Annotated in this window: 19 protein-coding genes and 1 tRNA gene; 12 read left to right on the top strand and 8 right to left on the bottom strand. The window is 49.3% G+C overall.

Going from position 1 to position 26,236, the window contains the following annotated elements; genetic code table 11:
- Window positions 1-60: 60 nt before the first annotated feature.
- Window positions 61-2,037 carry a TonB-dependent copper receptor gene (locus tag ACTHSA_RS10170; RefSeq protein ID WP_004520636.1) on the bottom strand — a complete coding sequence of 659 codons (1,977 nt, stop codon included), beginning with the start codon at window positions 2,035-2,037 and terminating at the stop codon, window positions 61-63.
- A gap of 339 nt (window positions 2,038-2,376) precedes the next feature.
- Between ACTHSA_RS10170 and ACTHSA_RS10165 the strand changes: the two genes are divergently transcribed.
- Both ACTHSA_RS10165 and ACTHSA_RS10160 read left to right on the top strand, forming a co-directional pair.
- Window positions 2,377-3,150 (top strand): FadR/GntR family transcriptional regulator, encoded by a 774-nt coding sequence (locus tag ACTHSA_RS10165; protein WP_004520637.1) that lies wholly within the window; start codon window positions 2,377-2,379, stop codon window positions 3,148-3,150.
- A 110-nt stretch (window positions 3,151-3,260) separates the two neighbouring features.
- Window positions 3,261-4,451 carry an amino acid aminotransferase gene (locus ACTHSA_RS10160; protein ID WP_004520638.1) on the top strand — a complete coding sequence of 397 codons (1,191 nt, stop codon included), beginning with the start codon at window positions 3,261-3,263 and terminating at the stop codon, window positions 4,449-4,451.
- Between the two features lie 94 nt (window positions 4,452-4,545).
- On the opposite strand, the gene ACTHSA_RS10155 is transcribed toward ACTHSA_RS10160, so the two are convergent.
- A tRNA-Arg gene (locus ACTHSA_RS10155) sits at window positions 4,546-4,621 on the bottom strand.
- 285 nt (window positions 4,622-4,906) lie between these two features.
- Between ACTHSA_RS10155 and ACTHSA_RS10150 the strand changes: the two genes are divergently transcribed.
- Window positions 4,907-5,773, top strand: coding sequence for a c-type cytochrome (locus ACTHSA_RS10150; RefSeq protein ID WP_070503767.1), 867 nt, complete (start codon window positions 4,907-4,909; stop codon window positions 5,771-5,773).
- A gap of 216 nt (window positions 5,774-5,989) precedes the next feature.
- Entirely contained in the window at window positions 5,990-7,327 is a 1,338-nt protein-coding gene (gene glmM, locus ACTHSA_RS10145; RefSeq protein WP_004520640.1) for a phosphoglucosamine mutase, read from the top strand.
- Between the two features lie 93 nt (window positions 7,328-7,420).
- Here the strand turns inward: glmM and lolA are convergent, their stop codons facing one another.
- Window positions 7,421-8,041, bottom strand: a complete 621-nt coding sequence (gene lolA / locus ACTHSA_RS10140; protein WP_004520641.1) for an outer membrane lipoprotein chaperone LolA — start codon at window positions 8,039-8,041, stop codon at window positions 7,421-7,423.
- A gap of 289 nt (window positions 8,042-8,330) precedes the next feature.
- Here lolA and ACTHSA_RS10135 point away from each other — a divergent pair, with 289 nt between their 5' ends.
- The 4 genes from ACTHSA_RS10135 (at window position 8,331) to ACTHSA_RS10120 (ending at window position 12,132) form a co-directional block, all read left to right on the top strand.
- The gene (locus ACTHSA_RS10135; protein WP_004520643.1) at window positions 8,331-9,161 is read left to right on the top strand and encodes a ferritin-like domain-containing protein; all 831 of its coding nucleotides are present in this window, start codon (window positions 8,331-8,333) and stop codon (window positions 9,159-9,161) included.
- A 15-nt stretch (window positions 9,162-9,176) separates the two neighbouring features.
- Window positions 9,177-10,121 carry a cation diffusion facilitator family transporter gene (locus tag ACTHSA_RS10130; RefSeq protein WP_004520644.1) on the top strand — a complete coding sequence of 315 codons (945 nt, stop codon included), beginning with the start codon at window positions 9,177-9,179 and terminating at the stop codon, window positions 10,119-10,121.
- A 69-nt stretch (window positions 10,122-10,190) separates the two neighbouring features.
- A complete protein-coding gene (locus ACTHSA_RS10125; RefSeq protein WP_004520645.1) occupies window positions 10,191-10,841 on the top strand; it encodes an HAD family hydrolase in 651 nt (216 codons plus the stop codon).
- 97 nt (window positions 10,842-10,938) lie between these two features.
- Entirely contained in the window at window positions 10,939-12,132 is a 1,194-nt protein-coding gene (locus ACTHSA_RS10120; RefSeq protein ID WP_004520646.1) for an amino acid aminotransferase, read from the top strand.
- A 65-nt stretch (window positions 12,133-12,197) separates the two neighbouring features.
- On the opposite strand, the gene ACTHSA_RS10115 is transcribed toward ACTHSA_RS10120, so the two are convergent.
- On the bottom strand, window positions 12,198-12,611 hold the full coding sequence (locus ACTHSA_RS10115) for a YqaA family protein (protein ID WP_004520647.1): 414 nt from the start codon (window positions 12,609-12,611) through the stop codon (window positions 12,198-12,200).
- 274 nt (window positions 12,612-12,885) lie between these two features.
- On the opposite strand from ACTHSA_RS10115, the gene ACTHSA_RS10110 reads away from it, so the two are divergent.
- The 4 genes from ACTHSA_RS10110 to nth all read left to right on the top strand — a co-directional run bounded on the left by ACTHSA_RS10110 (window position 12,886) and on the right by nth (window position 17,132).
- Window positions 12,886-14,109, top strand: a complete 1,224-nt coding sequence (locus tag ACTHSA_RS10110; protein WP_440378883.1) for a sugar MFS transporter — start codon at window positions 12,886-12,888, stop codon at window positions 14,107-14,109.
- A 98-nt stretch (window positions 14,110-14,207) separates the two neighbouring features.
- On the top strand, window positions 14,208-14,852 hold the full coding sequence (locus ACTHSA_RS10105; RefSeq protein ID WP_440378882.1) for an esterase/lipase family protein: 645 nt from the start codon (window positions 14,208-14,210) through the stop codon (window positions 14,850-14,852).
- Between the two features lie 159 nt (window positions 14,853-15,011).
- Window positions 15,012-16,391 carry a Na+/H+ antiporter NhaC gene (nhaC, locus tag ACTHSA_RS10100; protein ID WP_049344642.1) on the top strand — a complete coding sequence of 460 codons (1,380 nt, stop codon included), beginning with the start codon at window positions 15,012-15,014 and terminating at the stop codon, window positions 16,389-16,391.
- Window positions 16,392-16,502: 111 nt separating this feature from the next.
- On the top strand, window positions 16,503-17,132 hold the full coding sequence (nth, locus tag ACTHSA_RS10095) for an endonuclease III (protein WP_063068919.1): 630 nt from the start codon (window positions 16,503-16,505) through the stop codon (window positions 17,130-17,132).
- A gap of 59 nt (window positions 17,133-17,191) precedes the next feature.
- Here nth and putA read toward each other — a convergent pair whose 3' ends face one another.
- The 4 genes from putA to ACTHSA_RS10075 form a co-directional block, all read right to left on the bottom strand.
- Window positions 17,192-20,797 carry a bifunctional proline dehydrogenase/L-glutamate gamma-semialdehyde dehydrogenase PutA gene (gene putA / locus ACTHSA_RS10090; RefSeq protein WP_440378881.1) on the bottom strand — a complete coding sequence of 1,202 codons (3,606 nt, stop codon included), beginning with the start codon at window positions 20,795-20,797 and terminating at the stop codon, window positions 17,192-17,194.
- Window positions 20,798-21,020: 223 nt separating this feature from the next.
- Complete coding sequence (putP, locus tag ACTHSA_RS10085; RefSeq protein WP_049336262.1) at window positions 21,021-22,547, bottom strand: sodium/proline symporter PutP; 1,527 nt, start codon at window positions 22,545-22,547, stop codon at window positions 21,021-21,023.
- A gap of 452 nt (window positions 22,548-22,999) precedes the next feature.
- On the bottom strand, window positions 23,000-23,794 hold the full coding sequence (locus tag ACTHSA_RS10080) for a formate/nitrite transporter family protein (protein ID WP_004520655.1): 795 nt from the start codon (window positions 23,792-23,794) through the stop codon (window positions 23,000-23,002).
- 198 nt (window positions 23,795-23,992) lie between these two features.
- Window positions 23,993-26,206 carry a RelA/SpoT family protein gene (locus tag ACTHSA_RS10075; protein WP_070624816.1) on the bottom strand — a complete coding sequence of 738 codons (2,214 nt, stop codon included), beginning with the start codon at window positions 26,204-26,206 and terminating at the stop codon, window positions 23,993-23,995.
- Between the last annotated feature and the right edge of the window lie 30 nt (window positions 26,207-26,236).

The following is a 26,236-nucleotide window of genomic DNA, read 5'->3' as shown; positions in this document are numbered from 1 at the left end:
AAAATATTAAGGCCGTCTGAAAATTTTTCAGACGGCCTTTTTATATACGCATGAGGCTGATTAGAACTTCGCTTGCAGTCTCAGCCATGCAGTACGGCCGGGTTCGTTCACGCGCATGGTTTGTGTACCGGCAGACGGGTCGCCGCCGCGGCTGACGAATTCAGCATAGTTTTTGTTGAACACGTTGTCCACGCCACCTTGTAATGTGGCGTATTTGCTGAATTTCCAACCAGCGTTGAGCGAGAGTACGCCAAAGCCCGAAGAAGCGCCGATGTCTTGGCCGACGATATTGCCTTGGCCTTTGCTGTAACGGTTTTGTTTGGCCACGACGCGCCATAATGCGCCCGCACTGAATTTGCCGTTGTCAAAGGCGAGGGTGTTGTTCCACTCGAGCGGTGGCGTTTGTGCCAAAGGTTTGCCGTCGGTACGGTTTTTGCCGTGGGTGTAGGCGAGGCTGGTGCCGACTTCCCAGTTAGGCGCAAATGTCCATTTGACTTCGGCTTCGCCGCCAAAGCGTGAAGCGTTGATGTTGCGCACGTTGAAAATCTTGTCTTTGCTCTCCATCATGATGAAGTCTTTGATGTCGCTGCCGAATACGGATACGGATGCGTGGAGATTAGGACGTTTCCAGATTACGCCTGCATCGATTTGGCGGTTTTGCTCTGCGCGGATGGCTTTGTTTTCAGAGTGCAGGCGTTCCCAGTAGTCAGGCGCGCGTTCGGCAATGCCGAATCCGGCATAGTATTTCAGACCGTTGTCCGTATTTCTTTCCCAACGCAGGAAGCCTGAGTTCAAATTGAATTTCTGATGTTTCAAAACGGGGTCGGTAACACGCGCGGTATCGTAATGCGCTTTGACTTGGTCATGGCGAAAACCTGCTACCCAGCGTTGATTGTCGGTTTGTTGCCAAGAGGCTTCGGTGAAAATACCCCATTGTTTGAAACTTTGGTTGGGCATGTAAGGCTTGTGGCTGTAGCCGTCGCCGCCACGCTCATGACGCGCGACGTGGACGTCGTCCAAATAATCCAAACCGGTTTGCAGGTTGAGCTTGTCCCAATCGAAAGTGGCTTTCAGACGGCCTGTATCGGTATTGCGTTTAGGGTTGTTGGCATTTTTAATCTGCTTGCCGGCAGGATTGTAGATGGTACGCAGGCTGTATGTGTCCATCACGTGGTCGATTTCGCTTTTACCGTAGCGCAGTTCCAACTCGCTGAACCATGGTGTGAGGTTGCGTTGGGTAAAACGGATATTCCACGCATCACGGTCGAATTTGCTGCCGTCCATCATGCGGTCGGCGTAGGCAACCTTGGCTCTGCTGCGCTCGTATGTGCCGGCAATGGTGGTGTTTTCTGTCGGAGTAACACCCAGTTGCAACATTTGGCTGTCGCGTTTGAAGTGGGAGTGAATGCGGTTGCCGTCGCCGTCTTTGTAATCGTCGGCTTCGTTATGGGAGATATTGGTACGGACATAGCCGTATTTGCCGCCGAACTCGGCTTCCAGCGAGCCGTCAAGGCGGTCGTTGCTGCCTGCTGTCAGGGTGGCGTTAATATTGTAAGGTTTCTCAGTGAAATCAGGATCTGTACGGATAAATTGCACTGAGCCGCTGACCAAACCCATGCCTTGGGTAACGGTTTGCGGGCCTTTAGTAACCACGACTTTATCAAATGAATTGGGGTGGATATAGGCAGTCGGCGGGTCCATGCGCATACCGCAACCGCCATAAATAAACTGATCGTCGGCATTGACGGAGAGGCGCGAGCCGCCCAAACCACGGAACAGCGGATCGCCCGAGCTACCTCCTTTACGGATGATGCTCATGTTGGGCACGGATTGTAAAAGGTCTGCCCCGTCTCCGGCAGGGAGGGGTTGCAAAGCAGCTTTGGGGTTGAAAGTAACGCGGTTGGCTTTTTGTTGTTGTGTGCCGGTGACGGTGACAGGGGAAAGGGTAACCGTTTCTTCAGGTGTAGGATCGGTATCTGCCCATGTTTGGGATACGGCTAAGGTAATGGGTAAGATAAGTAATGGTGGGTATTTCATATTGTTTCTCTCTATTATTAGGAATTATGTTAACTAATACCTAAGTATTATACATAAAGTCTAGTTAAATAGAAGCAGCGGGATTTTAATCTAAATCAATATTTTCAGATTTTGGGCGCATAGGTTGTTTATTAAGATTGGTCATACCAAAATATTGATTTGAAGGCATTGGTGAGGTTACTTGATAAAAATGAATGTGTTTGAATTAAACTGCTTGCGATGGGAAGAATGGCATTCCTTGACGAAAAAATAGGGGATTGATTAGAATGAGCGGCCAATTGGTCAATCCAATTTATGGCCGTTTGAATACAACTGTCCTTCAATCATCAGGAATACAACATGACGAAATTGGTTCGTCCGCAAAAAATCAGCGATCAGGTTTTAGCCGTTTTGGAAGAACGTATCGCGACCGGCATTTATGAAGAAGGCAGTAAATTGCCTCCCGAACGTACGCTTGCGGAAGAATTCGGCGTATCGCGTCCGTCAGTCAGGGTGGCATTGAATATCTTGATTGCCAAGCAGGTTTTGGAAGCGCGGCAGGGCGATGGCTATTATGTTTCCGTCAAGCCGCAGCAGGATTTTTTGCAAAGCTGGCAGGAGTTGCTCGGCAAACATACCAATTGGGAAACAGACGTATTCGATTTCAGTTGTCACGTTGAAGGCTGTATGGCGGCGCTGGCCGCCGAAAGACGGACTGACGCCGATTTGAAACGTATTGACTTCTGGCAGCAGAAGTTTGAAACGGCCTGTGAAAGCGGAAATTTGGAACATCAAGCCGAGGCAGACGTCAGTTTCCATCAAACTATTGCTGATGCCGCACACAATATCCTGTTCAGCCACCTTTCCAGCAGCCTGCTCAAAATGCTTTATCAGCAAACACGCAGCGGCATTATCTATATCCATCAAACCGAAGACCCGCGCCCGACGCTAATTGCCCAGCACCGCGCTATTTTTGAAGCCATTGCCCAGGCCAAACCGGCTGAGGCGGCGGAAGCGGCCAAACTGCATTTGAATTATGTCGCCCGCCGCATTTTGCAGGACAGGGAATATCAAAGCCGCAGCGAGCATGCGGATGTATTGGCACAAAACGATTTGAAACGAGTAGATTGGTAGCGTTTAAAAATAATCAGGCCGTCTGAATTTTTCAGACGGCCTGATTTTGCAAATAAGGCCTTTTAGTGCCACAATCTTCATTAATTCTGTCTGAAAACAAAGGAAGCACCATGTACCGTCATGTCGAGTATTATCCGGGCGACCCGATTTTGAGTTTGGTTGAAACCTTCAAACGCGACGAGCGTCCTGAAAAAGTCAATTTGAGCATAGGCATTTATTTTGATGACGAAGGCAAAATGCCGGTTTTGGAATCTGTCCGCCGGGCAGAAGCAGAGCGTGCGGCCGTACCGCGCCCCTCTCCTTATCTGCCGATGGAAGGTTTGGATACTTATCGGAGTGCCGTTCAGCGTTTGTTGTTTGGCAAGGATAATCCGGCATTGGCAGAAGGTCGCGTTGCGACCGTACAGACTTTAGGCGGCTCGGGGGCGTTGAAAGTCGGTGCCGACTTTTTGCGCCGTTGGTTCCCTGATGCAAAAGCCTATGTCAGCGATCCGACTTGGGACAACCATAAAGGCATTTTTGAAGGCGCAGGTTTTGAAGTGGGGACGTATCCTTATTACAACCCTGAAACCGTCGGCGTGAAATTTGAAGAAATGACTGCGTTTTTCAAAACATTGCCGGAAAACAGCGTCTTGATTTTGCATCCATGCTGTCAAAACCCGACCGGCGTAGATATGTCGAAAGCGCAATGGGATGAAGTGTTGGATATTATCAAAACGCACAAGCTGATTCCGTTTATGGATATTGCCTATCAAGGTTTCGGCGAAGATTTAGACAGCGATGCGTATGCAATTCGCAAAGCCGTCGAAATGGGTCTGCCTTTGTTTGTCAGCAACTCTTTCTCGAAAAACCTGTCGCTGTACGGCGAGCGCGTCGGTGGTTTGAGCGTAGTGTGTCCCAATAAGGAAGAAGCAGAGCTGGTGTTCGGACAGTTGAAATTTACCGTCCGCCGCATTTATTCCAGTCCTGCCGCGCATGGCGCATACATCGCTTCTGATGTGATGAACAGCGATGAGCTACGCGCTTTGTGGGAAAACGAGGTTTACGCCATGCGCGACCGCATCCGTGCCATGCGTCAGAAACTTTATGATGTTTTGACGGCCAAAATCCCCAATCGTGATTTCAGCTATTTCATCAAACAGCGCGGTATGTTCAGCTATACAGGCCTAACCGTAGAGCAGGTACACCGCCTGCGTGACGAGTTTGCCGTTTACCTGCTGGATTCGGGTAGGATGTGTGTGGCAGGATTGAATGCATCGAATATCGATTATGTGGCCGAAGCATTTGCCAAAGTGTTGTAATAGCCGTTCAATCTGAAATTGAATGTAGTTTTATTTGAAGTAAATCAAAAGGCCGTCTGAAAAATTTTCATCTTTCAGACGGCCTATTTATAATTGGCGCACCCAACAGGGATCGAACCTGTGACCTCCAGCTTCGGAAACTGACACTCTTCCAACTGAGCTATGGGTGCGAAAGCCGTAAGGTTAACGCATATTGGCTTTATTGGCAAAGTTTATCTTGAAAGTGTCTGAAAGTGGCATTGGCGGTCACTTTTTTGCATAGCTGGAATAATCAATTAACTACAAAGGCTTAGCAGAATTTAGATGGCCTTTTGAGGATTTTTGCGTATCTTTTTCTCAAGATGGATTGGAAAGCCTTTGCGAATTCAGTATAATCCAGCAAAATATTGTTAACTGCGTTTAACACATAAACTATAACTTACAGCACAACCTAACCTAACGGCGAGGCCTACCAAATGAAACAACTCCGCGACCACAAAGCCCAAGGCTCTGCATTGTTCACCCTTGTGAGCGGTATCGTTATTGTCATTGCAGTGATTTACTTCCTGATCAAACTGGCGGGAAGCGGTTCATTCGGCGATGTTGCCGAAACAACCGAAGCTGCGACTCAAACCCGTATCCAGCCAGTCGGCCAACTGAAATTGGGCGATGGTATTCCAGTCGGCGAGCGTCAAGGCGATCAGATTTTCAACAAAATCTGTATTCAATGTCACGCGGCAGACAGCATCGTTCCTAACGCGCCTAAATTTGAAAACAAAGGCGATTGGGCGCCTCGCATTGCACAAGGTTTCGATACCTTGTTCCAACACGCTCTGAATGGTTTCAACGCAATGCCTGCCAAAGGCGGTGCGGCTGATTTGACCGATCAAGAATTGAAACGCGCCATTACTTATATGGCCAACAAAGCCGGCGGTACTTTCCCTGATCCTGATGCCGCAGCTCCTGCCGATGCAGCCGCTTCCGGTGAAGCCGCTTCAGCTCCGGCGGCTGAAGGTGCAGCTCCTGCAGAAGCCCCTAAAGCAGATGTGGCCAAAGCAGATGACAAAGGTGCGGCAGCTCCAGCAGCCGGTGGCGCAGACGGCAAAAAAGTTTACGAAGCCAACTGCCAAGCATGTCACGGCGGTGCAGTTCCAGGTGTTCCTCATGTAGGTAAAAAAGAAGACTGGGCTCCTCGTATCAAACAAGGTAAAGACACCCTGCACAAACACGCACTCGAAGGCTTTAACGCAATGCCTGCCAAAGGCGGTAACGGCAGCCTGAGCGATGATGAAGTGAAAGCTGCAGTTGATTACATGGCTAATCAGTCTGGTGCTAAATTCTAAGATTTGATTTTGAATCTCGAATAGGAAGCGCATTCTGCAAAAGGATGCGCTTTTTTCGTGCAGGAAATCTGGATCTTGCTATAATACTGAAGTAGTAAATTATTCTCATGATCAATGGTCGTCTGAAAGATTCAGACGGCCTTCGAATACAATCAAGATTCTTTTAAAGAAGTTCAACCATATTCACATACGACAAAACAATCACGGAGTTATCTCATGGCAAAAAAATATTTCGGTACTGACGGTGTGCGCGGCGAAGTCGGTCAGTTTCCTATCAATCCTGATTTTGTCCTGAAATTAGGCTATGCGGCAGGTCAGGTTTTGGTGCAGCACGAAGGCGAAATCAAACCAACCGTCTTGATCGGTAAAGACACGCGTATTTCAGGCTATATGCTGGAAGCCGCGCTGATTGCCGGCTTTACTGCTGCCGGTGTCAACGTTATTCAAACCGGCCCTCTGCCAACCCCGGGCGTAGCGTATCTGACCCGTGCTTTGCGTTTGTCTGCCGGTGTGATGATTTCTGCGTCCCATAACGTTTATTCTGACAACGGCATTAAATTCTTTGCCGAAGGCGGTGTGAAGTTGAGCGATGAAATCGAATTGGAAATCGAAGCCAAAATCGATGAGGAAATGAAAACACAGCCATCCAGCCGTTTAGGCCGTGCGCGCCGGATTAATGGTGCGGATGACCGCTATATCGAGTTCTGTAAATCCACTTTCCCAAGCCATTTGGACTTGCGCGGTCTGAAATTGGTGGTCGATACCGCCAATGGTGCGGGCTATGCAGTTGCGCCTAAAGTATTCCACGAATTGGGTGCGCAAGTAGTAAGCATCGGTGATGAGCCAAACGGCTACAACATCAATGAGAAATGTGGTGCGACCCATCCGAAAGCTTTGCAAGCGGCTGTGTTGCAAAATGAAGCCGATTACGGCATTGCCTTGGATGGCGATGGCGACCGTTTGATGATGGTTGACCGCAATGGCAAAGTGTATGACGGCGACAGCTTGATTTATGTGATTGCCAAAGCACGCGCGCACGAAGGCGTGGAGATCGGCGGCGTGGTGGGTACGGTAATGACCAATATGGCGATGGAAGTTGCTTTGAAAGAGCAGGGCGTTGATTTCTGCCGCGCCAAAGTGGGCGACCGCTATGTGTTGGAACAGCTCCACCAACGCGGTTGGCTGATTGGCGGCGAAGCCAGCGGTCATATTTTGTGTATGGACAAACACAATACCGGTGACGGCATCATTTCCGCGCTGCAAGTTTTGGCCGCATTGCAAACCTTGAATCAAGACCTTGCCACCGTTTGCGCCGATTGGCAGCCGTATCCGCAAACCATGATCAACGTCCGCATCAAAAAAGGCCAAAACTGGCAGGACGCTTCCAAAGAGGCTTTGGCTGAAGTGGAAAAAGAACTCGAAGGCAAAGGCCGCGTGGTCTTGCGCGCATCCGGTACCGAGCCTGTCGTGCGCGTGATGGTGGAAGCCAAGCAGGCAGACTGGGCGAAAAAAGGCGCAGAAAAAATTGCCGCGGCCATTCAAGGTCAAAAGTAACAGTGTGTTTGATTTTGAATTGAACTAAATAAAAGGCCGTCTGTTATAAAAGGCCGTCTGTTGTTCAGACGGCCTTTGTGTTTCATTAGAAGCTTAGTTGCTCAAGACATCAACGCCTTTAGGAGGGGTAAATTTGAACATACCGCTGGAAAGGTTAGGCTTGGTGTTCAAACCGCTGAAGCTGATGCTGGTTTGGTTGCCGAAGCTGTCTTTCAGCTGCATGGCGGCGAGGTTGTCGCCTTTGAAGCCGATGCGGATGTATTGATAGCCGGCGTTGTTTTTCTTAGGTGTAGCCAAAACGTAGTCGATACCGTTGGCAGAACCGTCTTCTTTCAGCGTGTAGCTGCTGTCCAATGCCGTTTTGTTGGAGAGGATGGCGGCAGGGCTGTCGCCGATGGTTTGGTCTTGTGAGGACTTGGTTACTTGTGCCAAATCTACGTCATAGAGCCAAATGGTTTTGCCGTCGCCGACGATGGTTTGTTTGTAGGGTTTGGTGTACTCCCATTTGAACAAGCCAGGGCGCAGGATTTTGAATGTACCGTGTGTGGTTTGGGTTTTCTTTTTGCTGTGAACGGTTTGGCTGAAGTTGCCGCTGATACCGTCGGCGTCATTATTGAATTTTTTCAGGGCGTCCACTGCGTCGGCTTGTGCAAAGCCGATAGCTGAAGAAAGCAGCGCGGCAGCGGTCAGGGTGAACAGTCGGGTAGTTTTCATGTTTTGGTTCCTTGTTCGGAGAGATGGGTTCAGTATAGACGTTATGGTGTAACAGGCAAGGGGCTGAATGGAGGGTTTAATTTGTGTAAATATGAAAAATCCAATCAAGTGACTGAAATAATTTCATTTCTTCAGACGGCCTGCATTTGGTTTTGACGTTTTTTTAATGAAGCACACGATGGTTTGGTGTGGTATTTAATGTCATTTTACGGAAAGCGTGAAATTATAGTCTTTCTGTTTGCTTTTTAAAACGGTTATAATATTTATCTTTTTAAAACAATGGTTTTGTATGTATCTGAATCCTTATCCTTTATTGGAACAGGCTTTGCTGTCGGACAATCCGGATGAAAAGGGAAGGTTGACGCAGGCCTTGTTTGCGCATTTGGGCGAGGCGGAAGGTTTGACGGTTGATGAGTCGAAACCCGTGGATTGCCGTTTTGCCGGTCATCCGTTACGTCCGTGTTTGGTTGCGCCTTCGGAAGTTACGCCGCGCAAGATGAATACGGTCGAAGGCTATGCGGCCATGTTGCATGCGATTGCGCACATTGAATTTAATGCGATTAATCTGGCTTTGGATGCGGCGTATCGTTTTCGCAATATGCCGTTTCAGTTTGTACGCGATTGGGTAAGGGTGGCGAAAGAAGAAGTGTTTCACTTCGGCTTGATGCGTGGCCGTCTGAACAGCTTGGGCTACGATTACGGCGATTTTGAAGCGCACGGGCATTTGTGGGATATGGCGTATAAAACTGCTTACGATCCCTTATTGCGCATGGCTTTGGTGCCGCGGGTGTTGGAAGCGCGCGGTTTGGATGTCACGCCGGGTATTCGTGCAAAAGTGGCACAGCGCGGCGATGTGGAAACCTGCGATGTGTTGGATATTATTTATCGCGATGAAGTGGGGCATGTCGCCATCGGCAATCATTGGTATCAGCATCTTTGCCGTGAGCGCGGTCTGGAACCGGTTGCACTGTTCCGCAGCCTGATTGCGCGTTACGATATGTTTATCTTCCGCGGCTACGTCAATATCGAAGCACGGGAACGCGCAGGATTCAGCCGTTTTGAGCTGGATATGTTGGAAGATTTTGAGAAAAGTTTGAAACAGGATAAAAAGGCCGTCTGAAACGGTAAAATCATTATGGCACATCATCACGATCATTCGCACGCGCACACGCATACCGCTAATAAGCAGGTATTGCGTATTTCCTTTTTCGTCATTGCCGGATTTATGCTGGTTGAGGCGGTCGGCGGTTGGCTGACCAACTCTTTGGCCCTGCTTTCCGATGCGGGGCATATGTTCAGCGATGCGTTTTCGCTGGGCGTGGCATTGTGGGCATTCAAACTTGGCGAGAAACAGACCACGCTGCAAAAGACATTCGGTTACAAGCGTTTTGAAATTTTGACGGCGATGTTTAACGGATTATCGCTGGTGTTGATTGCGGCGATGATTTTTTATGAAGCAGTCAAACGATTGTTTTATCCGCCGGAAATTTTGACGGGTGGCATGTTGGTGGTTAGTATCATCGGATTGCTGGTCAACATCGGTGTCGCCGTTTATATGTTGAAGAATAGCGATACCGAAGAAAACGTCAATATGCGCGGCGCGTATCTGCACGTAATCAGCGATTTGTTCGGCTCGATAGGGGCGATTGTCGCAGCGGTACTGATGATGGCGTATGGCTGGCAATGGGCGGATACGGTTGCCAGCGTATTGGTGGCGGCTTTGGTAGGGTGCAGCGGCTGGAAGCTGTTTAAACAGACTTTGCACATTTTGATGGAAGGCGCGCCGGAAAACATCCATACCGATGAGTTGCTCAGCGTTATCCGCAATATGGAGGGCGTAAAATCCGTTCACGACTTGCATGTTTGGACGATTACCAGCAATATCCACGTTTTATCCTGCCATATTGTCGTAGATGGCAACATGACGGTTGCAGAGTCCGAACAAATCGCCTACCGCATCGAACATGAATTGGCGCATCATAACATCGGGCATTGTACGATTCAGATTGAAAGCGAACAGCATCCGCATAAAGATGAAGTTTTGTGTTCGCAGGAAATGCACGAACACCATCACCATTAACCATATTCAGGCCGTCTGAAACTTGTTGGATTGTTCAGACGGCCTTCTAAAATCATCAAAGGAATACTTATGACCCAAGCCGTATTATTCGACCTTGACGGCACGCTTGCCGATACCGCACTTGATTTGGGTGGTGCGCTCAACACGGTATTGCGCCGACACGGTTTGCCAGAAAAAAGCATGGATGAAATCCGTCCGCAGGCCAGCCACGGTGCGAGCGGTTTGCTCAAACTTGGTGCAGGCATTACGCCCGACCATCCGGACTATATGCAATGGCGTAAAGAGTTTTTGGATGAATACAGCCGCTGTTATGCCGATCAAACCATTTTGTTCGACGGCGTAAACGAAATGTTGGAAGCCTTAGTTCAACGCGGTATCCAATGGGGCATTATTACCAACAAGCCCATGCGTTTTACCGATGTCCTCGTGCCTAAGCTCGGGTTTGCCGCGCCTCCCGCCGTCATTGTCAGCGGCGATACCTGCGATGAACCCAAGCCCAGCGTGAAGCCTATGTTTTATGCGTGCGAACAGATTGGCGTTGAGGCGCAGCGATGTTTTTATGTCGGCGATGCCGAGCGCGATATGCAGGCAGGCAAAAATGCAGGAATGATAACCGTGCTTGCCGATTGGGGTTATATTTCTGCCGAAGACCAAACCGAAAACTGGTTCGCCGATTTCCGTATTGCCACACCTTTGGATTTGTTGGCAATCTTGCGTTAAAACCCTGTAATAATCCGTTTTCAGACGGCCTGAAACGGCGTAAAATTACACAAATTTGTATTTTTTCAACCGTTTTACACTTGTAAAGAGAAAAATCATGTTCTTCAAGCATATCGAAGCAGCTCCTGCTGATCCGATTTTAGGTTTGGGCGAAGCGTTTAAAGCCGAAACCCGTCCCGAAAAAGTCAATCTCGGTATCGGCGTGTACAAAGACGCATCCGGCGCAACGCCTATTGTCAAAGCCGTCAAAGAGGCTGAAAAACGCCTGTTGGAAAGCGAGACAACTAAAAATTACCTGACCATCGACGGCGTTGCCGATTACAACGAGCAAACCCAAATCCTGTTATTTGGTAAAGACCACGAAATCATTGCCAGCCGTCGCGCCAAAACAGCGCAAAGCCTTGGCGGTACAGGTGCATTGCGCATTGCGGCCGAATTTGTCAAACGCCAGTTGAACGCGCAAACCATCTGGATTTCCAATCCGACTTGGCCTAACCACAACGCCATCGCCAAAGCGGTCGGTATCCAAGACAAACCGTATCGTTACTATGATGCCGCCAAACACGGTTTGGATTGGGATGGCATGATTGAAGACTTGAGCCAAGCGCAAAAAGGCGACATCGTCCTGCTGCACGGCTGCTGCCACAACCCTACCGGCATCGACCCTACGCCCGAACAATGGGAAACTTTGGCAAAACTTTCTGCCGAAAAAGGCTGGTTGCCACTGTTTGACTTTGCCTACCAAGGCTTCGGCAATGGCTTGGAAGAAGATGCCTACGGCTTGCGCGTGTTCTTGAAACACAATACAGAATTGCTGATTGCCAGTTCTTATTCCAAAAACTTCGGTATGTACAACGAGCGCGTCGGCGCGTTCACTTTGGTGGCCGAAGATGAAGAAACTGCAGCCCGCGCCCACAGCCAAGTCAAAACCATCATCCGTACCTTGTATTCCAACCCAGCTTCACACGGTGCGAACACCATTGCGCTGGTGTTGAAAAATGATGATTTGAAAGCACAATGGATTGCCGAACTTGATGAAATGCGCGGCCGCATCAAAGCCATGCGCCAAAAATTTGTTGAGTTGCTCAAGGCCAAAGGTGCAACCCAAGACTTTGATTTCATTATCGAACAAAACGGTATGTTCTCTTTCAGCGGCTTGACTCCCGAACAAGTTGACCGTTTGAAAAACGAGTTTGCCATTTATGCCGTCCGTTCCGGCCGCATTAATGTTGCAGGCATTACCGATGACAATATCGACTACCTGTGCGAAAGTATTGTGAAAGTCTTGTAATTGTCGAATTAAAGGCAAAGGCCGTCTGAATCATTCAGACGGCCTTTATTTTTGACTGTGGAAACTTATCCGGCAACTATGTTCATTCCCCAATAAATCATGGCATAGCGCAGCAGTTTGCCTGCAATCAGAATGATGGCGCAATGCAAAGCATTAAGCCTGAGCCAGCCTGTGGCAAGGGGGAGGGCATCGCCGATAATCGGCAACCATGCAAATAATAGCGGCCAAATTCCCCATCTTTGTATACGCGCCAATACTTTTTCAGACGGCCTTTTCTTGGCCGGAAACATTCTGCCCATGTAATACGAAACCATACTGCCCAAGCCATTCGCCAAACCGGCACACAAACATGCGCCGAGGGCATGTTGCGGATATTGGTACACAAATGCGGCGTATGCCGCCTCGGATGTACCCGGAAGTAGTGTGGCTGAAGTGAAGGCAGAAGCAATCAGGGCAAGGTAAGCGTAAAGAGGTGGCATGTTTTGAGTTACATCAAGTGATATTGTAAAAAAGAAATAATAGGCTTAGTAAGAGGATTATGCCTTTATTTTTTAATCTAATAAAAGATAAATCCAATATTATTGAAATTTTTAAAATTAAACGTCTGAAGGATAATGTAGTCGGCTGTTAGAAAATAGTTTTCAAAGTGACGGATTATCAGTATGATACGGGCGGCTGTTAATGGGTGTTAAGTTTAATGAACTGATTTAAGCTCATTTTTCCAGCAAATATTAACAAAACGAAAGGCAAATCATGTCTGCGCATTCACAACAAAATCATACTCCTGCGCTGGTTGTCCTAACCACACTCTTTTTCATGATGGGTTTCATTACCTGCATGAACGATATTTTGATTCCGCATCTGCAGAAAATTTTCACGCTAACCAATGTTCAGGCGATGCTGGTTCAGTTCTGCTTCTTTACCGCCTATGCCATCATGTCGATTCCGATGGGGCATCTCGTCGGTAAAATCAGCTATAAAAATGGCGTCATCGGCGGCTTCTTGCTGACCGCCGTCGGATGCTTGTTGTTTTATCCTGCCGCAGACAGCCAATCTTACCCGACTTTCTTGGGCGCTCTCTTCATTCTTGCTTCAGGTGTAACTCTGTTGCAGGTTGCGGGTAATCCGTATGTAACCCTGTTGGCGAAACCGGGCAAAGAATCTGCAACGCTAACTTTGGTGCAGGCATTCAATTCATTGGGTACGACTATTGCTCCGAAAATCGGTTCACTTCTCATTTTTACAGATGCGGCTCAGAAAGCCAGCAAAGCCGAGCAAATTGCTTCCGTCCAAATCCCTTATTTGGGTTTGGCGGGATTGTTGATCCTCCTCGCTGTCTTTGTGAAAATGATCCGTCTGCCCGATGCACGTAAAATTGCCGTTGAGGAAAGCGAACACAATCACGACGGCAAAAGCAGCGTATGGCAATACAAACATCTTGTTTTCGGTGTGGCTGGCATTTTCTGCTACGTTGGCGCAGAAGTATCCATCGGCTCTTTCATGGTCAATATTTTGGGCTTCCTGAAAGGATTTGATCATTCCAAAGCCGCAGATATGCTGGTGTTATACTGGGGTGGTGCAATGTTCGGACGCTTCCTCGGTTCGGCAGTTATGACTCGAGTTGCGCCAAACCGCTACCTTGCCTTTAATGCCTCAGTTGCTACTGCTTTGCTCGTCATTGCCATCATGGTTGGTAAAGGTAATGCCGACATCGCCATGTGGGCGTTGATTGCCATCGGTTTTTTCAACTCCATTATGTTCCCGACTATCTTTTCGCTGGCAACCAAAAACCTCGGCAAATTTACCAATTCTGCTTCAGGTTTTCTTTGTACCGCCATTGTTGGCGGCGCGTTGATTCCTGTTTTCCAAGGTAAGATCGCCGATGATTACGGTATGGTGATTTCTTATGTTGCACCTGCCGTGTGCTACCTCTACATAGTCTTCTTTGCTCTCAAAGGTTATAAAGCCGACGAGTAAGCATGGTTTGAGCAGAAGGTCGTCTGAAAACTTGGAAATCAGGTTTTCAGACGGCCTTTTTACTTTGTGGCATAATGATTTAAATGACAGGAGGAAAAATGGCCAAAATCATTTTGCTACATGGCTTGCACATGCATTCATGGGTAATGAAACCGCTGGCGTATTTGCTGGAACAAGAAGGTTTTGAAGTTGCGCTGTTCGATTATTACAGTGTTTTGCATTCGATGAACCGACATGTTGAAGATTTAGCGCGATGGATTGATGAGAACCATGCTGATGAAACGCTGCACTTTGTCGGCCATAGTTTGGGCGGGTTGGTCTTACGCAATTTTGCAGCGGCATATCCGGATAAAGTCAGCGGCCGTATCGTTACCATGGGTACGCCGCATCAAGGCAGCCGTGCCGCGCAACGTGTGTTCAATATGGGTTTGCAAAAGCCGGTATTGGGCGGCTCGTATAAAGGCGCATTGGACGGCGGTATGCCTGAATTGCCAGAATGCGTTGAGTTGGGCAGTATTGCCGGCAATAAACCGTATGGGCTGGGCCGTGTTTTAGGTTTGCATGGCGAACATGATGGTACGGTTTTGGTCAGCGAAACGCATTGTCCGAATATGCGCGATCATGTTGTTTTACCTGTCAGCCATAGCGGTATGCTGTTTAACCGTAAAACGGTCGAGCAAGTGGTGGCATTTTTGCATGATGGATATTTTAAAAAGCAACAAAATACCATTTATTCTAATTAAAAAATGTTTTATTCTAAATAATTCATTTATTTTAAAGAAAATGGCAAGGATTTGTGAGCGTTGTTTTCGTAAAATAATCAACAGGCCGTCTGAAACCGGTTTTTCAGACGGCCTGTTATGCTAAAATCTGTTAAATACTTATTAAAAAGGCAAAGAACAATGTTTGCTTTCAAATCCTTACTTAATATGCCGCGCTTTGAGGCCATCGCTGTGGCCTTGGCTTTGGTGGCGGCAATGGGTTACACGATTATTTCGCTTGAATGGCTGCCGCATATGTCGATTGTGACGGCGATTGTGGTCTTGCTGTTGTACGGTTTGATGCGCGGCTTGAAATATCAAGATATGCAAAACGGTATGATAGGCGCGGTCGGGCAGGGCATGGGCGCGATTTATCTGTTCTTCTTTATCGGCCTGATGGTCAGCGCGCTGATGATGAGTGGTGCGATTCCGACGCTGATGTATTACGGTTTCGGATTGATTTCGCCGACTTATTTTTACTTCTCAGCGTTTGCGCTTTGCTCGATCATCGGTATTTCCATCGGCAGTAGTTTGACGACTTGTGCGACTGTCGGCGTGGCATTTATGGGTATGGCGGCTGCGTTTCATGCCGATATGGCGATGACGGCAGGTGCGATTGTGTCGGGTGCGTTTTTCGGCGATAAAATGTCGCCGCTTTCCGATACGACCGGTATTTCCGCTTCGATTGTCGGCATTGATTTGTTCGAGCACATCAAAAACATGATGTACACCACTGTGCCTGCGTGGTTGATCAGTGCGGCCTTGATGTTGTGGCTCTTGCCCAATGTTGCCGCGCATGATATGAACAGCGTCGAGGCTTTCCGCGCGCAATTGGAAGCAACCGGTTTGGTGCATGCCTACTCGCTGATTCCGTTTGCTTTATTGGTTGTCCTCGCCCTGATGCGTGTCAATGCCATTGTGGCCATGTTGTTTACCGTTGTGGTGGCGCTGATTGTGACTTACTTCCACAGTACGCCTGATTTGAAACAGCTGGGCGCGTGGTTTTACAGCGGATACAAACTTGAAGGCGAAGCATTTAAAGACATTGCCCGTTTGATTTCTCGTGGCGGCTTAGAAAGCATGTTCTTTACGCAAACCATCGTAATACTCGGCATGAGCTTGGGCGGCCTGTTGTTCAGCATTGGTGTGATTCCGTCTTTGCTGGAAGCCATTCGTGCGTTCCTGACCAATGCCGGACGTGCTACTTTCAGCGTGGCCATGACATCGGTTGGTGTTAACTTCCTGATTGGCGAGCAATATTTGAGTATTCTGCTTTCCGGCGAAACCTTTAAGCCGGTTTATGACAAGCTTGGTCTGCATTCGCGCAACCTTGCCCGTACGCTTGAAGATGCGGGTACGGTCATCAACCCGTTGGTGCCTTGGAGCGTCTGCGGCGTATTCATCAGCCATGCCTTGGGTGTGCCTGTTTGGGAATACCTGCCTTATGCCTTCTTCTGCTACTTGAGTTTGGCTCTGACGCTGGTGTTTGGCTGGACAGGGCTGACTTTGAGTAAAAAATAAACAGTAGGCTGTTTGATTATCAGGCCGTCTGAATGTGTTTTAGACGGCCTGCTTTGTTTGAAGCAGCTCCATCGGATATAATTGCCGCGCCATATAAAAACAATTCCAACTATGAACAAACAAATCCGCCAAGAAATTTTCGAGCGTTTCCGCGCTGCCAATCCTCATCCGACTACCGAGTTGAATTTCAGCTCGCCATTTGAGCTGCTTATCGCTGTTTTATTGTCTGCACAGGCGACTGATGTCGGCGTGAACAAAGCGACTGCCAAACTCTTTCCCGTTGCCAATACGCCGCAAGCCATGTTGGATTTGGGGCTGGACGGCGTGATGGAATACACCAAAACCATAGGCCTCTACAAAACCAAATCCAAACACATCATGCAGACTTGCCGTATTTTGCTGGAAAAATACAATGGCGAAGTGCCTGCCGACCGAGAGGCTTTGGAATCTTTGCCCGGTGTTGGCCGTAAAACTGCCAATGTGGTGTTGAATACTGCATTCGGGCAACCTGTTATGGCGGTCGATACCCATATTTTCCGTGTTTCTAACCGTACCAAAATTGCTCCGGGCAAGGATGTGCGCGAAGTTGAAGACAAGCTGATGCGCTTTATTCCCAAAGAATTTTTGATGGATGCCCATCACTGGTTGATTTTGCACGGCCGCTATACATGTAAGGCTTTAAAACCGCAATGCAGCACATGTTTGATTAACGATTTGTGCGAATATCCGGCAAAAATTTAAATAAAAAAAAACATAAAAAAGGCCGTCTGAATTTCAGACGGCCTTTGATTTGGCTACGATTAGTCGGCAACTGCCATCAGGCTGGCGTTACCACCAGCAGCGGTAGTATTGATACTGCAAGAGATTTCTTCAAATACTTGCAGAATGTCCAGACCTTGTTCGGAAGGCAGGATGCGGATGAGCGCACCGTCGCGGCCGGCCAACTCTTGTTTGCGCTCGCTGCTCAAAGGCTCGATAACGGCAACATGGCTGATGCCTGCGTTTTCAGGTTTGCTGTTGACTTGCAACAAACCGTCCAAATCGGCTGAGTAGGAAGCCAGTGGGCTGTTTGGCTCAACAACGGTTTGAATGCCTGCGGCTGCCAGCTCGGTCAGGGCAGAGAAGGCTTGCAGCAGATTGCCGCCATGTACCCAAACACGTTTTGGAGAGCGCCAGCTCAATGAGTTGCGTTCGCCGGTCGGGCCGACCAATACGGTTTCGGCTTTGCGCAAGGTGCGGACGCGGGCGTGACCCAAAGCTGCGGCTGCGGCTTTTTTCTCTTCTGCGTTAAACGGCAGTTTGTGAACCAGGGTTTCCAAACGTTTGAGTGCGTCTTCGTCTGCTTGGCCGATTCGGCTGAGGGTTGGGGCAACCCATTCAGGAGTACGAACCAGGCGTTGCAGATAGAATGAACCGCCTGCTTTTGGACCGGTACCGGACAAGCCGTGACCGCCGAAAGGTTGTACGCCGACAACAGCACCAACGATGTTGCGGTTAACGTAGATGTTACCGGCTTCGATGCGGTCGCGGATATGGTCGACAGTGCCTTCGATACGGCTGTGTACACCGCTGGTCAGAGCATAGCCTTTGGCGTTGATTTGGTCGATGAGTTGATCCAATTCGCTGGCGCGGTAGCGGACAACGTGCAGTACAGGACCGAACACTTCGCGTTGCAACTCGTTCAGGTTGTTCAATTCAAACAGGATTGGACGAACGAAGGTAGAGTTGTTGTCATCAACGTCGGCGGCAGTTTTGATTTCGTGGTAAGCCTTAGCTACGCCTTTCATTTTGTTGATGTGGGCCAACAGGTTTTGTTGGGCTTCAGCATCGATGACAGGGCCGATGTCTGTGGTCAGTTGGATCGGTTTGCCGACAACCAATTCGTCCATTGCGCCTTTGATGATGTTGATCATTTTATCGGCAACATCTTCTTGAACACACAAGATACGCAGGGCAGAACAACGTTGGCCCGCGCTGTCGAAGGCAGAGTTCAATACGTCGAGGCAGACTTGTTCCGGCAGGGCGGTAGAGTCCACGATCATCGCGTTTTGACCGCCGGTCTCGGCAATCAGGACAGGGCTATCGTCGCGTTTGGACAGGGCTTTGTTGATCAGGCGCGCTACTTCGGTAGAACCGGTAAAGATCACGCCGCCGATGCGGGCATCGCCGGTCAGGGCAGAGCCGACATCGCCTGCGCCGAGTACGAGTTGCAGCGCAGAAGTCGGAATACCGGCTTGATGCATCAGGGAAACTGCGTAAGTAGCAATCAGGCTGGTTTGTTCGGCAGGTTTGGCGATAACGGTGTTACCGGCTGCCAATGCAGAAACCACTTCGCCGGTAAAGATGGCCAATGGGAAGTTCCATGGGCTGATGGCAACGATTGCGCCGACAGCTTTGGCATCTTTAGGCAGGGTGTTCTCAGCTTCGTTGGCATAGTAGCGGCAGAAGTCAACGGCTTCGCGTACTTCGGCAACGGCGTTGTTCAGGGTTTTACCGGCTTCGCGGACGGCCAGCATCATCAATGCAGGCGTGTGTTGTTCCAACAAATCGGCAAAACGGCGCAGGCAGTTGGCGCGTTCTGAAGCAGGTTTGGCGCTCCACTCAGGCAGGGCGGCAACGGCTGCACCAATAGCTTCTTGAGCCAATGCCGCATCGGCAAAGCTGACAGTGCCGACAACATCGTTGTGGTCTGCAGGGTTGCGGACGGGTTGCGCTTCGCCCACGTTACGCGCTTCGCCATTAACGATAGACGCGGCGTGGAAGTCTTCGGAAGAAGCTTGGTTGAGTTTTTCTTGCAGGTTTTGCAATACGTTTTCGTTGCTGAAATCGACGCCTTGGGAGTTCAGACGGCCTTTGCCATACAAATCGCGCGGCAGAGGCAATGCCGGATGCAGGTGGATGCCTTGTTCGGCGATGGTGTCGAACGGGCTCTTAATCAGGCGGTCGATGCTGATGTTTTCGTCAACGATTTGGTTCACGAAAGAAGAGTTCGCCCCGTTTTCCAACAGACGGCGTACCAAGTAGGCAAGCAGGGTTTCGTGTGTGCCGACCGGGGCATACACGCGTACGCGACGGCCTAAGTTTTGCGGGCCGACCACTTGGTCGTACAGGGTTTCGCCCATGCCGTGCAGACATTGGTGTTCAAAGTCTTTGCCTTTACCCATTTGGTAGATTGCGCCCAAAGTGTAGGCGTTGTGGGTGGCAAATTGTGGGAACACGGCATCTTGCGCATCCAAGAGTTTGCGTGCGCAGGCGAGATAGGAGATGTCGGTATGGACTTTACGGGTGTAAGTCGGATAGCCTTCCATGCCGTCTACTTGAGCCCATTTCACTTCGCTGTCCCAGTATGCACCTTTAACCAAACGGATCATCAGTTTTTGGTTGTTGCGGCGTGCCAGGTCGATCAGATAGTCGATAACGAACGGGCAACGTTTTTGGTAGGCTTGAACAACGAAACCGATACCTTTGTAGCCGGCCAAGTCAGGATCGGAAACCAAAGCTTCCATCAAGTCCAAAGACAATTCGAGACGGTTGGCTTCTTCGGCATCGATGTTGATACCGATATCGTATTTTTTACCCAAAAGGAACAATTCTTTCAGGCGTGGCAACAATTCGCTCATAACGCGTTCGTGTTGGGCGCGTGAATAGCGTGGGTGGATGGCGGAAAGTTTAACGGAGATACCGTTGCCTTCGTAAACGCCTTGGCCTGCGGCATCTTTACCGATGGCGTGAATGGCTTGAACGTAGTCGTTGTAGTAGCGGTTGGCATCTTCTTCGGTGTATGCGGCTTCACCCAACATATCAAAAGAGAAGCGGTAACCCATTTTCTCGCGCTCTTTACCGTTTTGCAGCGCTTCTTCAATGGTTTGGCCGGTTACGAACTGTTTGCCCAACAGGCGCATGGCGTAGTTCACACCTTGACGGATCAGAGGTGCGCCACCTTTGCTGATCAGACGGCTTAATGCGGAACTCATCTGTTTGTCGTTTGTCGCGGTCAGTTTGCCGGTAATCAGCAGACCCCATGCAGCCGCGTTAACGAAGAGGGAAGGGCTATTGTTCAAGTGGCTTTTCCAGTTGCCTTCAGAGATTTTGTCGGCAATCAGGCGGTCACGGGTTGCATTATCCGGAATACGCAGCAGGGCTTCGGCCAGACACATCAGTGCAACACCTTCTTCACTGGAGAGAGAGAACTCGTGCATCAAGGCATCTACGCCGCTTGCTTTGGTGCGGCTGGAGCGGACTTGAGTAACCAAACGACGGGCAAGCTCGGAGGCGGCATTGCGTTCTTCGTCGGTCATCTGTGCACGTTGCAACATATCCTGAACGGCCTCGATTTCATCGCGGCGGTAGGCATCAGTTACAGCTTGACGCAGAGGAGTTTGTGTTGGAAAAGCGAAGTTAAACATTATTTATGTTCTCCAAAGGTTTTTTCATGGTTTCAGACGGCCTGAATTAAGACTGCTAAAACAAGCATTCTGAAGGATAGTAATATCGTAATAAAATTATGATGCGGATACAAGATGCTTCCGCATAAATTGCTGTTTTTTCTGATAAGGCTCAGATTATTTTGAAACAGTTTATGTCGTAAAGACGGCCTGCACGGAATCATGCAGGCCGTCTGAAAACGTCTTATTTAGAGGCGCGGTATTCTGCGTCTGCTTTTTCGAAACGTTCTTGCAATTCGCGTGAAGGTTTTTTGTCGATCAGGGACACCAAAACAATCACGAGTGTGCAAATGATAAAGCCGGGGACGATTTCATAGACAGTAGCGAAACCTGTTTCTTGTGCGGCCAAAGCAGGTTTTTTGATCCACTCAGCCCAAACTACTACAGTCAGTGCACCTGCAATCATGCCGGAGAGTGCGCCGTAGGCAGTAATGCGTTTCCACAGTACAGACAGGATAACGACCGGGCCGAATGCGGCACCAAAGCCAGCCCATGCGTAAGCTACCAAGCCTAATACTTTGCTTTCAGGATCAGAAGCAATCAGGATGGAAATCACGGCAATCGCCAATACCATCAGACGGCCAATCCATACCAATTCAGCTTGTTGTGCTTTTTTACGCAGGAAGCCTTTATAGAAGTCTTCGGTAATCGCGCTGGAGCAAACCAACAATTGGCAAGACAGGGTAGACATTACGGCGGCGAGAATCGCGCTCAAGATGATACCGGCAATCCAAGGGTTGAAGAGCAGGGTAGCCAAAGCGATGAAGATACGTTCGTGGTTGCCGTTCATTTCATCAACGTGGGCAGGGTTGGCGCCGAAGTAAGCGATACCGAAGTAGCCGACAGCCACGGCACCGGCCATACACAGAACCATCCAGGTCATACCGATACGGCGTGCAGAAACCAGAGATTTAGCGCTTTCAGCAGCCATGAAACGGGCCAAAATGTGTGGTTGGCCGAAATAGCCCAAGCCCCAAGCGGCGGTAGAGATAATGCCGATGAAAGTAGTACCGGCAAACAGGCTGCCGTATTCTTTACCGGTAGAAGCGGCAACTTGTTGGATGGCAGCGTTCATTTGATCAGCACCGCCCAAACCCAAGTACACCATGACAGGAGTCAGTACCAATGCAAAAATCATCAAAGAAGCTTGCAGGGTATCGGTCCAGCTTACTGCCAAGAAACCGCCCAAGAAAGTGTAGGCGATGGTCGCGCCGGCACCCAGCCACATGGCTTGAGTGTAAGACATACCGTGGAACAGGCTTTGGAACAGGGTAGCACCGGCTACGATGCCTGAAGCACAGTAAATAGTGAAGAAGAACAAGATAATCAGTGCGGAAACCACTTTCATCAAGTGACCGCCGGCACCGAAGCGGTGGAAGAAGTAATCAGGAAGCGTCAGTGCGTTGTTGGCGTATTCGGTATGCACGCGCAAACGGCCTGCAACCAAGAGCCAGTTGAGGTATGCACCCACAATCAGACCAATGGCAATCCAAGCTTCATTCAAACCGCTCAGGTAAATGGCACCTGGCAAACCCATCAAAAGCCAACCTGACATATCGGAAGCACCGGCAGACATCGCGGTCACGAACGGACCTAAGCTGCGGCCGCCGAGAATGTAGTCGTCGAAGTTTCGTGTTGAAAAATAGGCGGCGAGGCCGATCAGTAATACGGCGACCAAATAGATCGCGAAAGTGATATACATGGGATTCATGTACTTATTCCTCATCTAACTTTTAAAACGGGTTTGAAATTGCAAGCAATTCATACCCAAACTTTTTTCTAATAAAAATACAGCTTAAAAATCCTGTTTTTTGCGAGAGAGACAGGATAAATTATTTTCAAATACAATAAAATACGAAATTTTAATGCATTAAATTGTAAATAATTTAAACCAGCATACCGTAAAAAGTCGCTTTTGCAAAGCGAAGAACTCAGCCTTTATTCGAAATTGATGCCGCCTTTTGGCTAAGTCATTTAAAAACATAAAAATATATAAATTTTTACCGATGATGACGAAGGAAAGTGTGTGAAACTATCTTTCCTGATGTTTTTTGGGGATTAAAGAGAAAAAGTAATTAAACGACTTGGACTTTCAGACGGCCTTGTGCAGAAACCCCGTATCTGTGTCGGGCAAATACGGGATTTTTAGAAAAAAAGACTACATTAAATAGAAAAATCGTCTTTTAGTAAGTGTTTGTAAGCAAAGAGATAAGAGGCTGCGACAAAGGATGACCCGCCCAGGACGTTGCCTAAGAAAACGGGAATCATATTGTAGAAAAATTGACCCCAGCTGACGTTTGCGCCCGCCCAAATGCCGGCCGGAATGATGAACATATTGGCAACAAAGTGTTGAAAGCCGATTAATACGAAGATCATAACAGGGAACCACATGGCTAAGATTCGTCCTGAAGTATGGCGTGCGCCGAAGTAAAACCAGATGCCCATACACACCATCCAGTTACATGCGATGGCAGAAACGAATGCGCGGCCGAAGTCCATATTGACTTTAGCTTCGGCAATGGCAATGGTTTTCGCTGCGGCCGGTCCTTCGGCAAGGCCAACGTAGTGGCCGAGGAAATAGGCCATGGCAACGGCGCCTGCCAGATTGCCCAAGCTGACAATGAGCCAGTTGCGTACCAGTTTGTAGGTGCTGACACGGCCGGTTAATCTGCCCAAAGCCATAATCATCATATTGCCTGTTGCCAACTCGCCGCCGCCGATTAAGATACAAATCAGTGCGATAGGGAACACGGATGCGCCCAACAGGGCGGCCAGACCGTTCCATTCGGCAGGAATGCCGCTGATGACGCGCAGGCAGGCAAGATAACCGAAGCCGACATAACCGCCGCCCAAGAAACTCAAAATCACCAACATCTTGATGCTGAATTCAGATTTGGCGCAACTTTTGCCGATGGCGTCCTGCAAAATTTCATGAGGGAACAGGTCTCGTGTGTCCATGAAGTTTCCTTAAGGTTAATATAAGAATAAAAATATCTTTCTTTATCATGCGGATGGCGAGTTTGCCTGAGAATATGGCAAACAGGAAATAACGGCTGATTGTAAGGATAGAAGCGTAGGTTATATATTGGCAGCCGATGTGTGAAAGGCCGTCTGAAAGCAATACTTTCAGACGGCCTTTAGATGGGGGAATGGGAATTATAAGCGCGTTACGCTTAAAACGCCTTTGATGTCGCCCAAGCTGGCTAATACGCGCGGCAGGTCGTTGACTTGGCGGACTTCAAGGGTAAAGCGCATACTGGCTTCCAAATCGCGCGATTGGGTTTGCACCGCGGTAACGTTGAGTTTATGACGCGCCAGCGCATCCGAAACGTCGCGCAGCAAACCGGAGCGGTCTTGAGCGCGGATTTCGACATCGACGGCAAATACTTGTCCTTCTTGCAAGGCTGCCCAGCTTGCATTCAACACTTTTTCCGGAGCCTGCTCGGCGAGGTGGCGGAAAGAAGGGCAGGTGCAGCGATGGACGGAAATACCGCGGTCGCGTGTAACGAAACCGATAATGTCGTCAGGAGGCGCGGGTTTGCAGCATTTGGCAAGCGTGGTCATCAGGCCGTCTTCGCCGTCAATCAGAATGCCGTTTTTGCCGCCTTTTTTGATTTTGGACTGTTTGACGATATTTGTCTCGTCAACCGGTACCGGAGCCGGTTCGATCAAAGCGCCGCAGGCCTTGCTGATGGCGCGGTTGGAAATTTCGCCCTGGCCGATGGCCGTATAGAGTTCGTCGGTTTTTTTGAAGCCGAGTTTTTCCGCCAATGCTTGCAGATTGGGTTTGGGGAAGATTTTTGACAACTGTTTGTCCAGTTGGGCCCGGCCTGTTTCGCGCACGGTATCCGCATTTTGCTGGCGGATGAAGGCACGGATTTTGCTAATGGCGCGGTTGGATTTGACCCAGCCTTCATAGAGCCAGTTGACGGAAGGATTGCCTTCTTTTGCAGTAATGATTTCAACACGTTGTCCGTTTTCCAAAGGTGTGGACAGCGGCACGATTTGTCCTTCGACTTTTGCACCGCGGCAACGGTCGCCCACGCTGCTGTGCAGGGCGTAGGCAAAGTCGATGGGGGTCGCGCCCGTAGGCAGGGAAAGGACTTTGCCGTGCGGGGTCAAAACGTAAATCGTGTCGTTGAAAAGTTCGGTTTTGAAGGCGGCGGCGAGGTCTTCCTTGCCGCTTTCGGCCATGTTTTCACGCCAGTCCAAGAGTTGGCGCAACCAGGCGATTTTCTGTTCGTAGGCGGAATCGCCCTTGCCGCCTTCTTTATAACGCCAGTGGGCGGCGACACCGAATTCGTTGAATTGGTGCATGTCGAAGGTGCGGATTTGGACTTCCACACCTTTGTCTTCCGGGCCGACGATGACAGTGTGCAAACTTTTATAGCCGTTGCCTTTTGGGTTGGCGATATAGTCGTCGAACTCGCCCGGAATCGGCTGCCAGAGGCTGTGGACAATGCCCAAGGTGGTGTAACACTCGGGAATGGTGTCCACCAAAATCCGTACGGCACGGATGTCGAACAGGCCGTCGAAAGTGAGCTTTTTCTTCACCATTTTTTTGTAAATGGAGTAGATGTGCTTCGGTCTTCCGGCAACTTCAAAATGAATATTGTATTTTTTCAGTTCCGTACGCAGGATATTGAGGAAGTTTTCGATGTATTCGAGGCGCTCGGTGCGTTTTTCGTCCAAAAGTAGGGCGATTTCGCGGTATTTTTCCGGCTCTTGATGACGGAAGCCCAAGTCTTCGAGCTGCCATTTGAGTTGCCACACGCCCAGGCGGTTGGCGAGCGGGGCAAAAATGTCGAGGGTTTCTTTGGCAACGGCGCGCTTTTCAGGATTGTCAGGAACGTTGCTTAAAAATTGCAGGGTGCGCGTACGCATCGCCAGTTTGATCAGGACGACGCGGATGTCGGTAACCATCGCCAACAGCATTTTACGCATGGTTTCGGCCTGTTGGCTGCGTTCTTCCGGCGTGGCAAGGCTATCCACGCGGGCGAATTGGGTCAGTTTCTGCACTTCGTCCACACCTTTGACCAGCTCGCAAACGGTGCTGTTGCAGCGTTCGGTAACCAATTCTTGCCAAGTGGGAACGTATTTGCCGATGTCGGACAAAATCGTAGCCGCCACGGCATCAGGCAAGAGGTCGAGTTCGCTGACGATTTGCATCGAGCCGAGAAAATGTTCCATTAATGGCTCGCCGTAAGTCGTTAGGGCATCGGCGGGGTAATGTTCTTTAGCTAAGTCAAAGGCCGTCTGAATCAGGTTTTTATCGGAATCGGGCAGCGCGGCAACATAGCCGTCGAACCAAGCGAGGAGGCCTTCCAGCGTTGCACTCGATGTTTGGGGCGTTTGGCGAATAGTGGTCATGGCGTGCGTTTTTTCTTTTTGATAAAAACG

It is taken from the genome of Neisseria sp. P0008.S002, assembly GCF_051962805.1.
Lineage (GTDB): Bacteria > Pseudomonadota > Gammaproteobacteria > Burkholderiales > Neisseriaceae > Neisseria > Neisseria perflava.
Note: the sequence above shows the minus strand (reverse complement) of the source record. Positions and strands in the feature narration are given on the sequence as shown.

What these genes read in the sequence shown, in the direction of transcription:
- ACTHSA_RS10170 (WP_004520636.1), bottom strand. Translation starts at nt 2,037, where the DNA reads ATGAAATACCCACCATTACTTATCTTACCCATTACCTTAGCCGTATCC.
- ACTHSA_RS10165 (WP_004520637.1), top strand. Translation starts at nt 2,377, where the DNA reads ATGACGAAATTGGTTCGTCCGCAAAAAATCAGCGATCAGGTTTTAGCC.
- ACTHSA_RS10160 (WP_004520638.1), top strand. Translation starts at nt 3,261, where the DNA reads ATGTACCGTCATGTCGAGTATTATCCGGGCGACCCGATTTTGAGTTTG.
- ACTHSA_RS10150 (WP_070503767.1), top strand. Translation starts at nt 4,907, where the DNA reads ATGAAACAACTCCGCGACCACAAAGCCCAAGGCTCTGCATTGTTCACC.
- glmM (WP_004520640.1), top strand. Translation starts at nt 5,990, where the DNA reads ATGGCAAAAAAATATTTCGGTACTGACGGTGTGCGCGGCGAAGTCGGT.
- lolA (WP_004520641.1), bottom strand. Translation starts at nt 8,041, where the DNA reads ATGAAAACTACCCGACTGTTCACCCTGACCGCTGCCGCGCTGCTTTCT.
- ACTHSA_RS10135 (WP_004520643.1), top strand. Translation starts at nt 8,331, where the DNA reads ATGTATCTGAATCCTTATCCTTTATTGGAACAGGCTTTGCTGTCGGAC.
- ACTHSA_RS10130 (WP_004520644.1), top strand. Translation starts at nt 9,177, where the DNA reads ATGGCACATCATCACGATCATTCGCACGCGCACACGCATACCGCTAAT.
- ACTHSA_RS10125 (WP_004520645.1), top strand. Translation starts at nt 10,191, where the DNA reads ATGACCCAAGCCGTATTATTCGACCTTGACGGCACGCTTGCCGATACC.
- ACTHSA_RS10120 (WP_004520646.1), top strand. Translation starts at nt 10,939, where the DNA reads ATGTTCTTCAAGCATATCGAAGCAGCTCCTGCTGATCCGATTTTAGGT.
- ACTHSA_RS10115 (WP_004520647.1), bottom strand. Translation starts at nt 12,611, where the DNA reads ATGCCACCTCTTTACGCTTACCTTGCCCTGATTGCTTCTGCCTTCACT.
- ACTHSA_RS10110 (WP_440378883.1), top strand. Translation starts at nt 12,886, where the DNA reads ATGTCTGCGCATTCACAACAAAATCATACTCCTGCGCTGGTTGTCCTA.
- ACTHSA_RS10105 (WP_440378882.1), top strand. Translation starts at nt 14,208, where the DNA reads ATGGCCAAAATCATTTTGCTACATGGCTTGCACATGCATTCATGGGTA.
- nhaC (WP_049344642.1), top strand. Translation starts at nt 15,012, where the DNA reads ATGTTTGCTTTCAAATCCTTACTTAATATGCCGCGCTTTGAGGCCATC.
- nth (WP_063068919.1), top strand. Translation starts at nt 16,503, where the DNA reads ATGAACAAACAAATCCGCCAAGAAATTTTCGAGCGTTTCCGCGCTGCC.
- putA (WP_440378881.1), bottom strand. Translation starts at nt 20,797, where the DNA reads ATGTTTAACTTCGCTTTTCCAACACAAACTCCTCTGCGTCAAGCTGTA.
- putP (WP_049336262.1), bottom strand. Translation starts at nt 22,547, where the DNA reads ATGAATCCCATGTATATCACTTTCGCGATCTATTTGGTCGCCGTATTA.
- ACTHSA_RS10080 (WP_004520655.1), bottom strand. Translation starts at nt 23,794, where the DNA reads ATGGACACACGAGACCTGTTCCCTCATGAAATTTTGCAGGACGCCATC.
- ACTHSA_RS10075 (WP_070624816.1), bottom strand. Translation starts at nt 26,206, where the DNA reads ATGACCACTATTCGCCAAACGCCCCAAACATCGAGTGCAACGCTGGAA.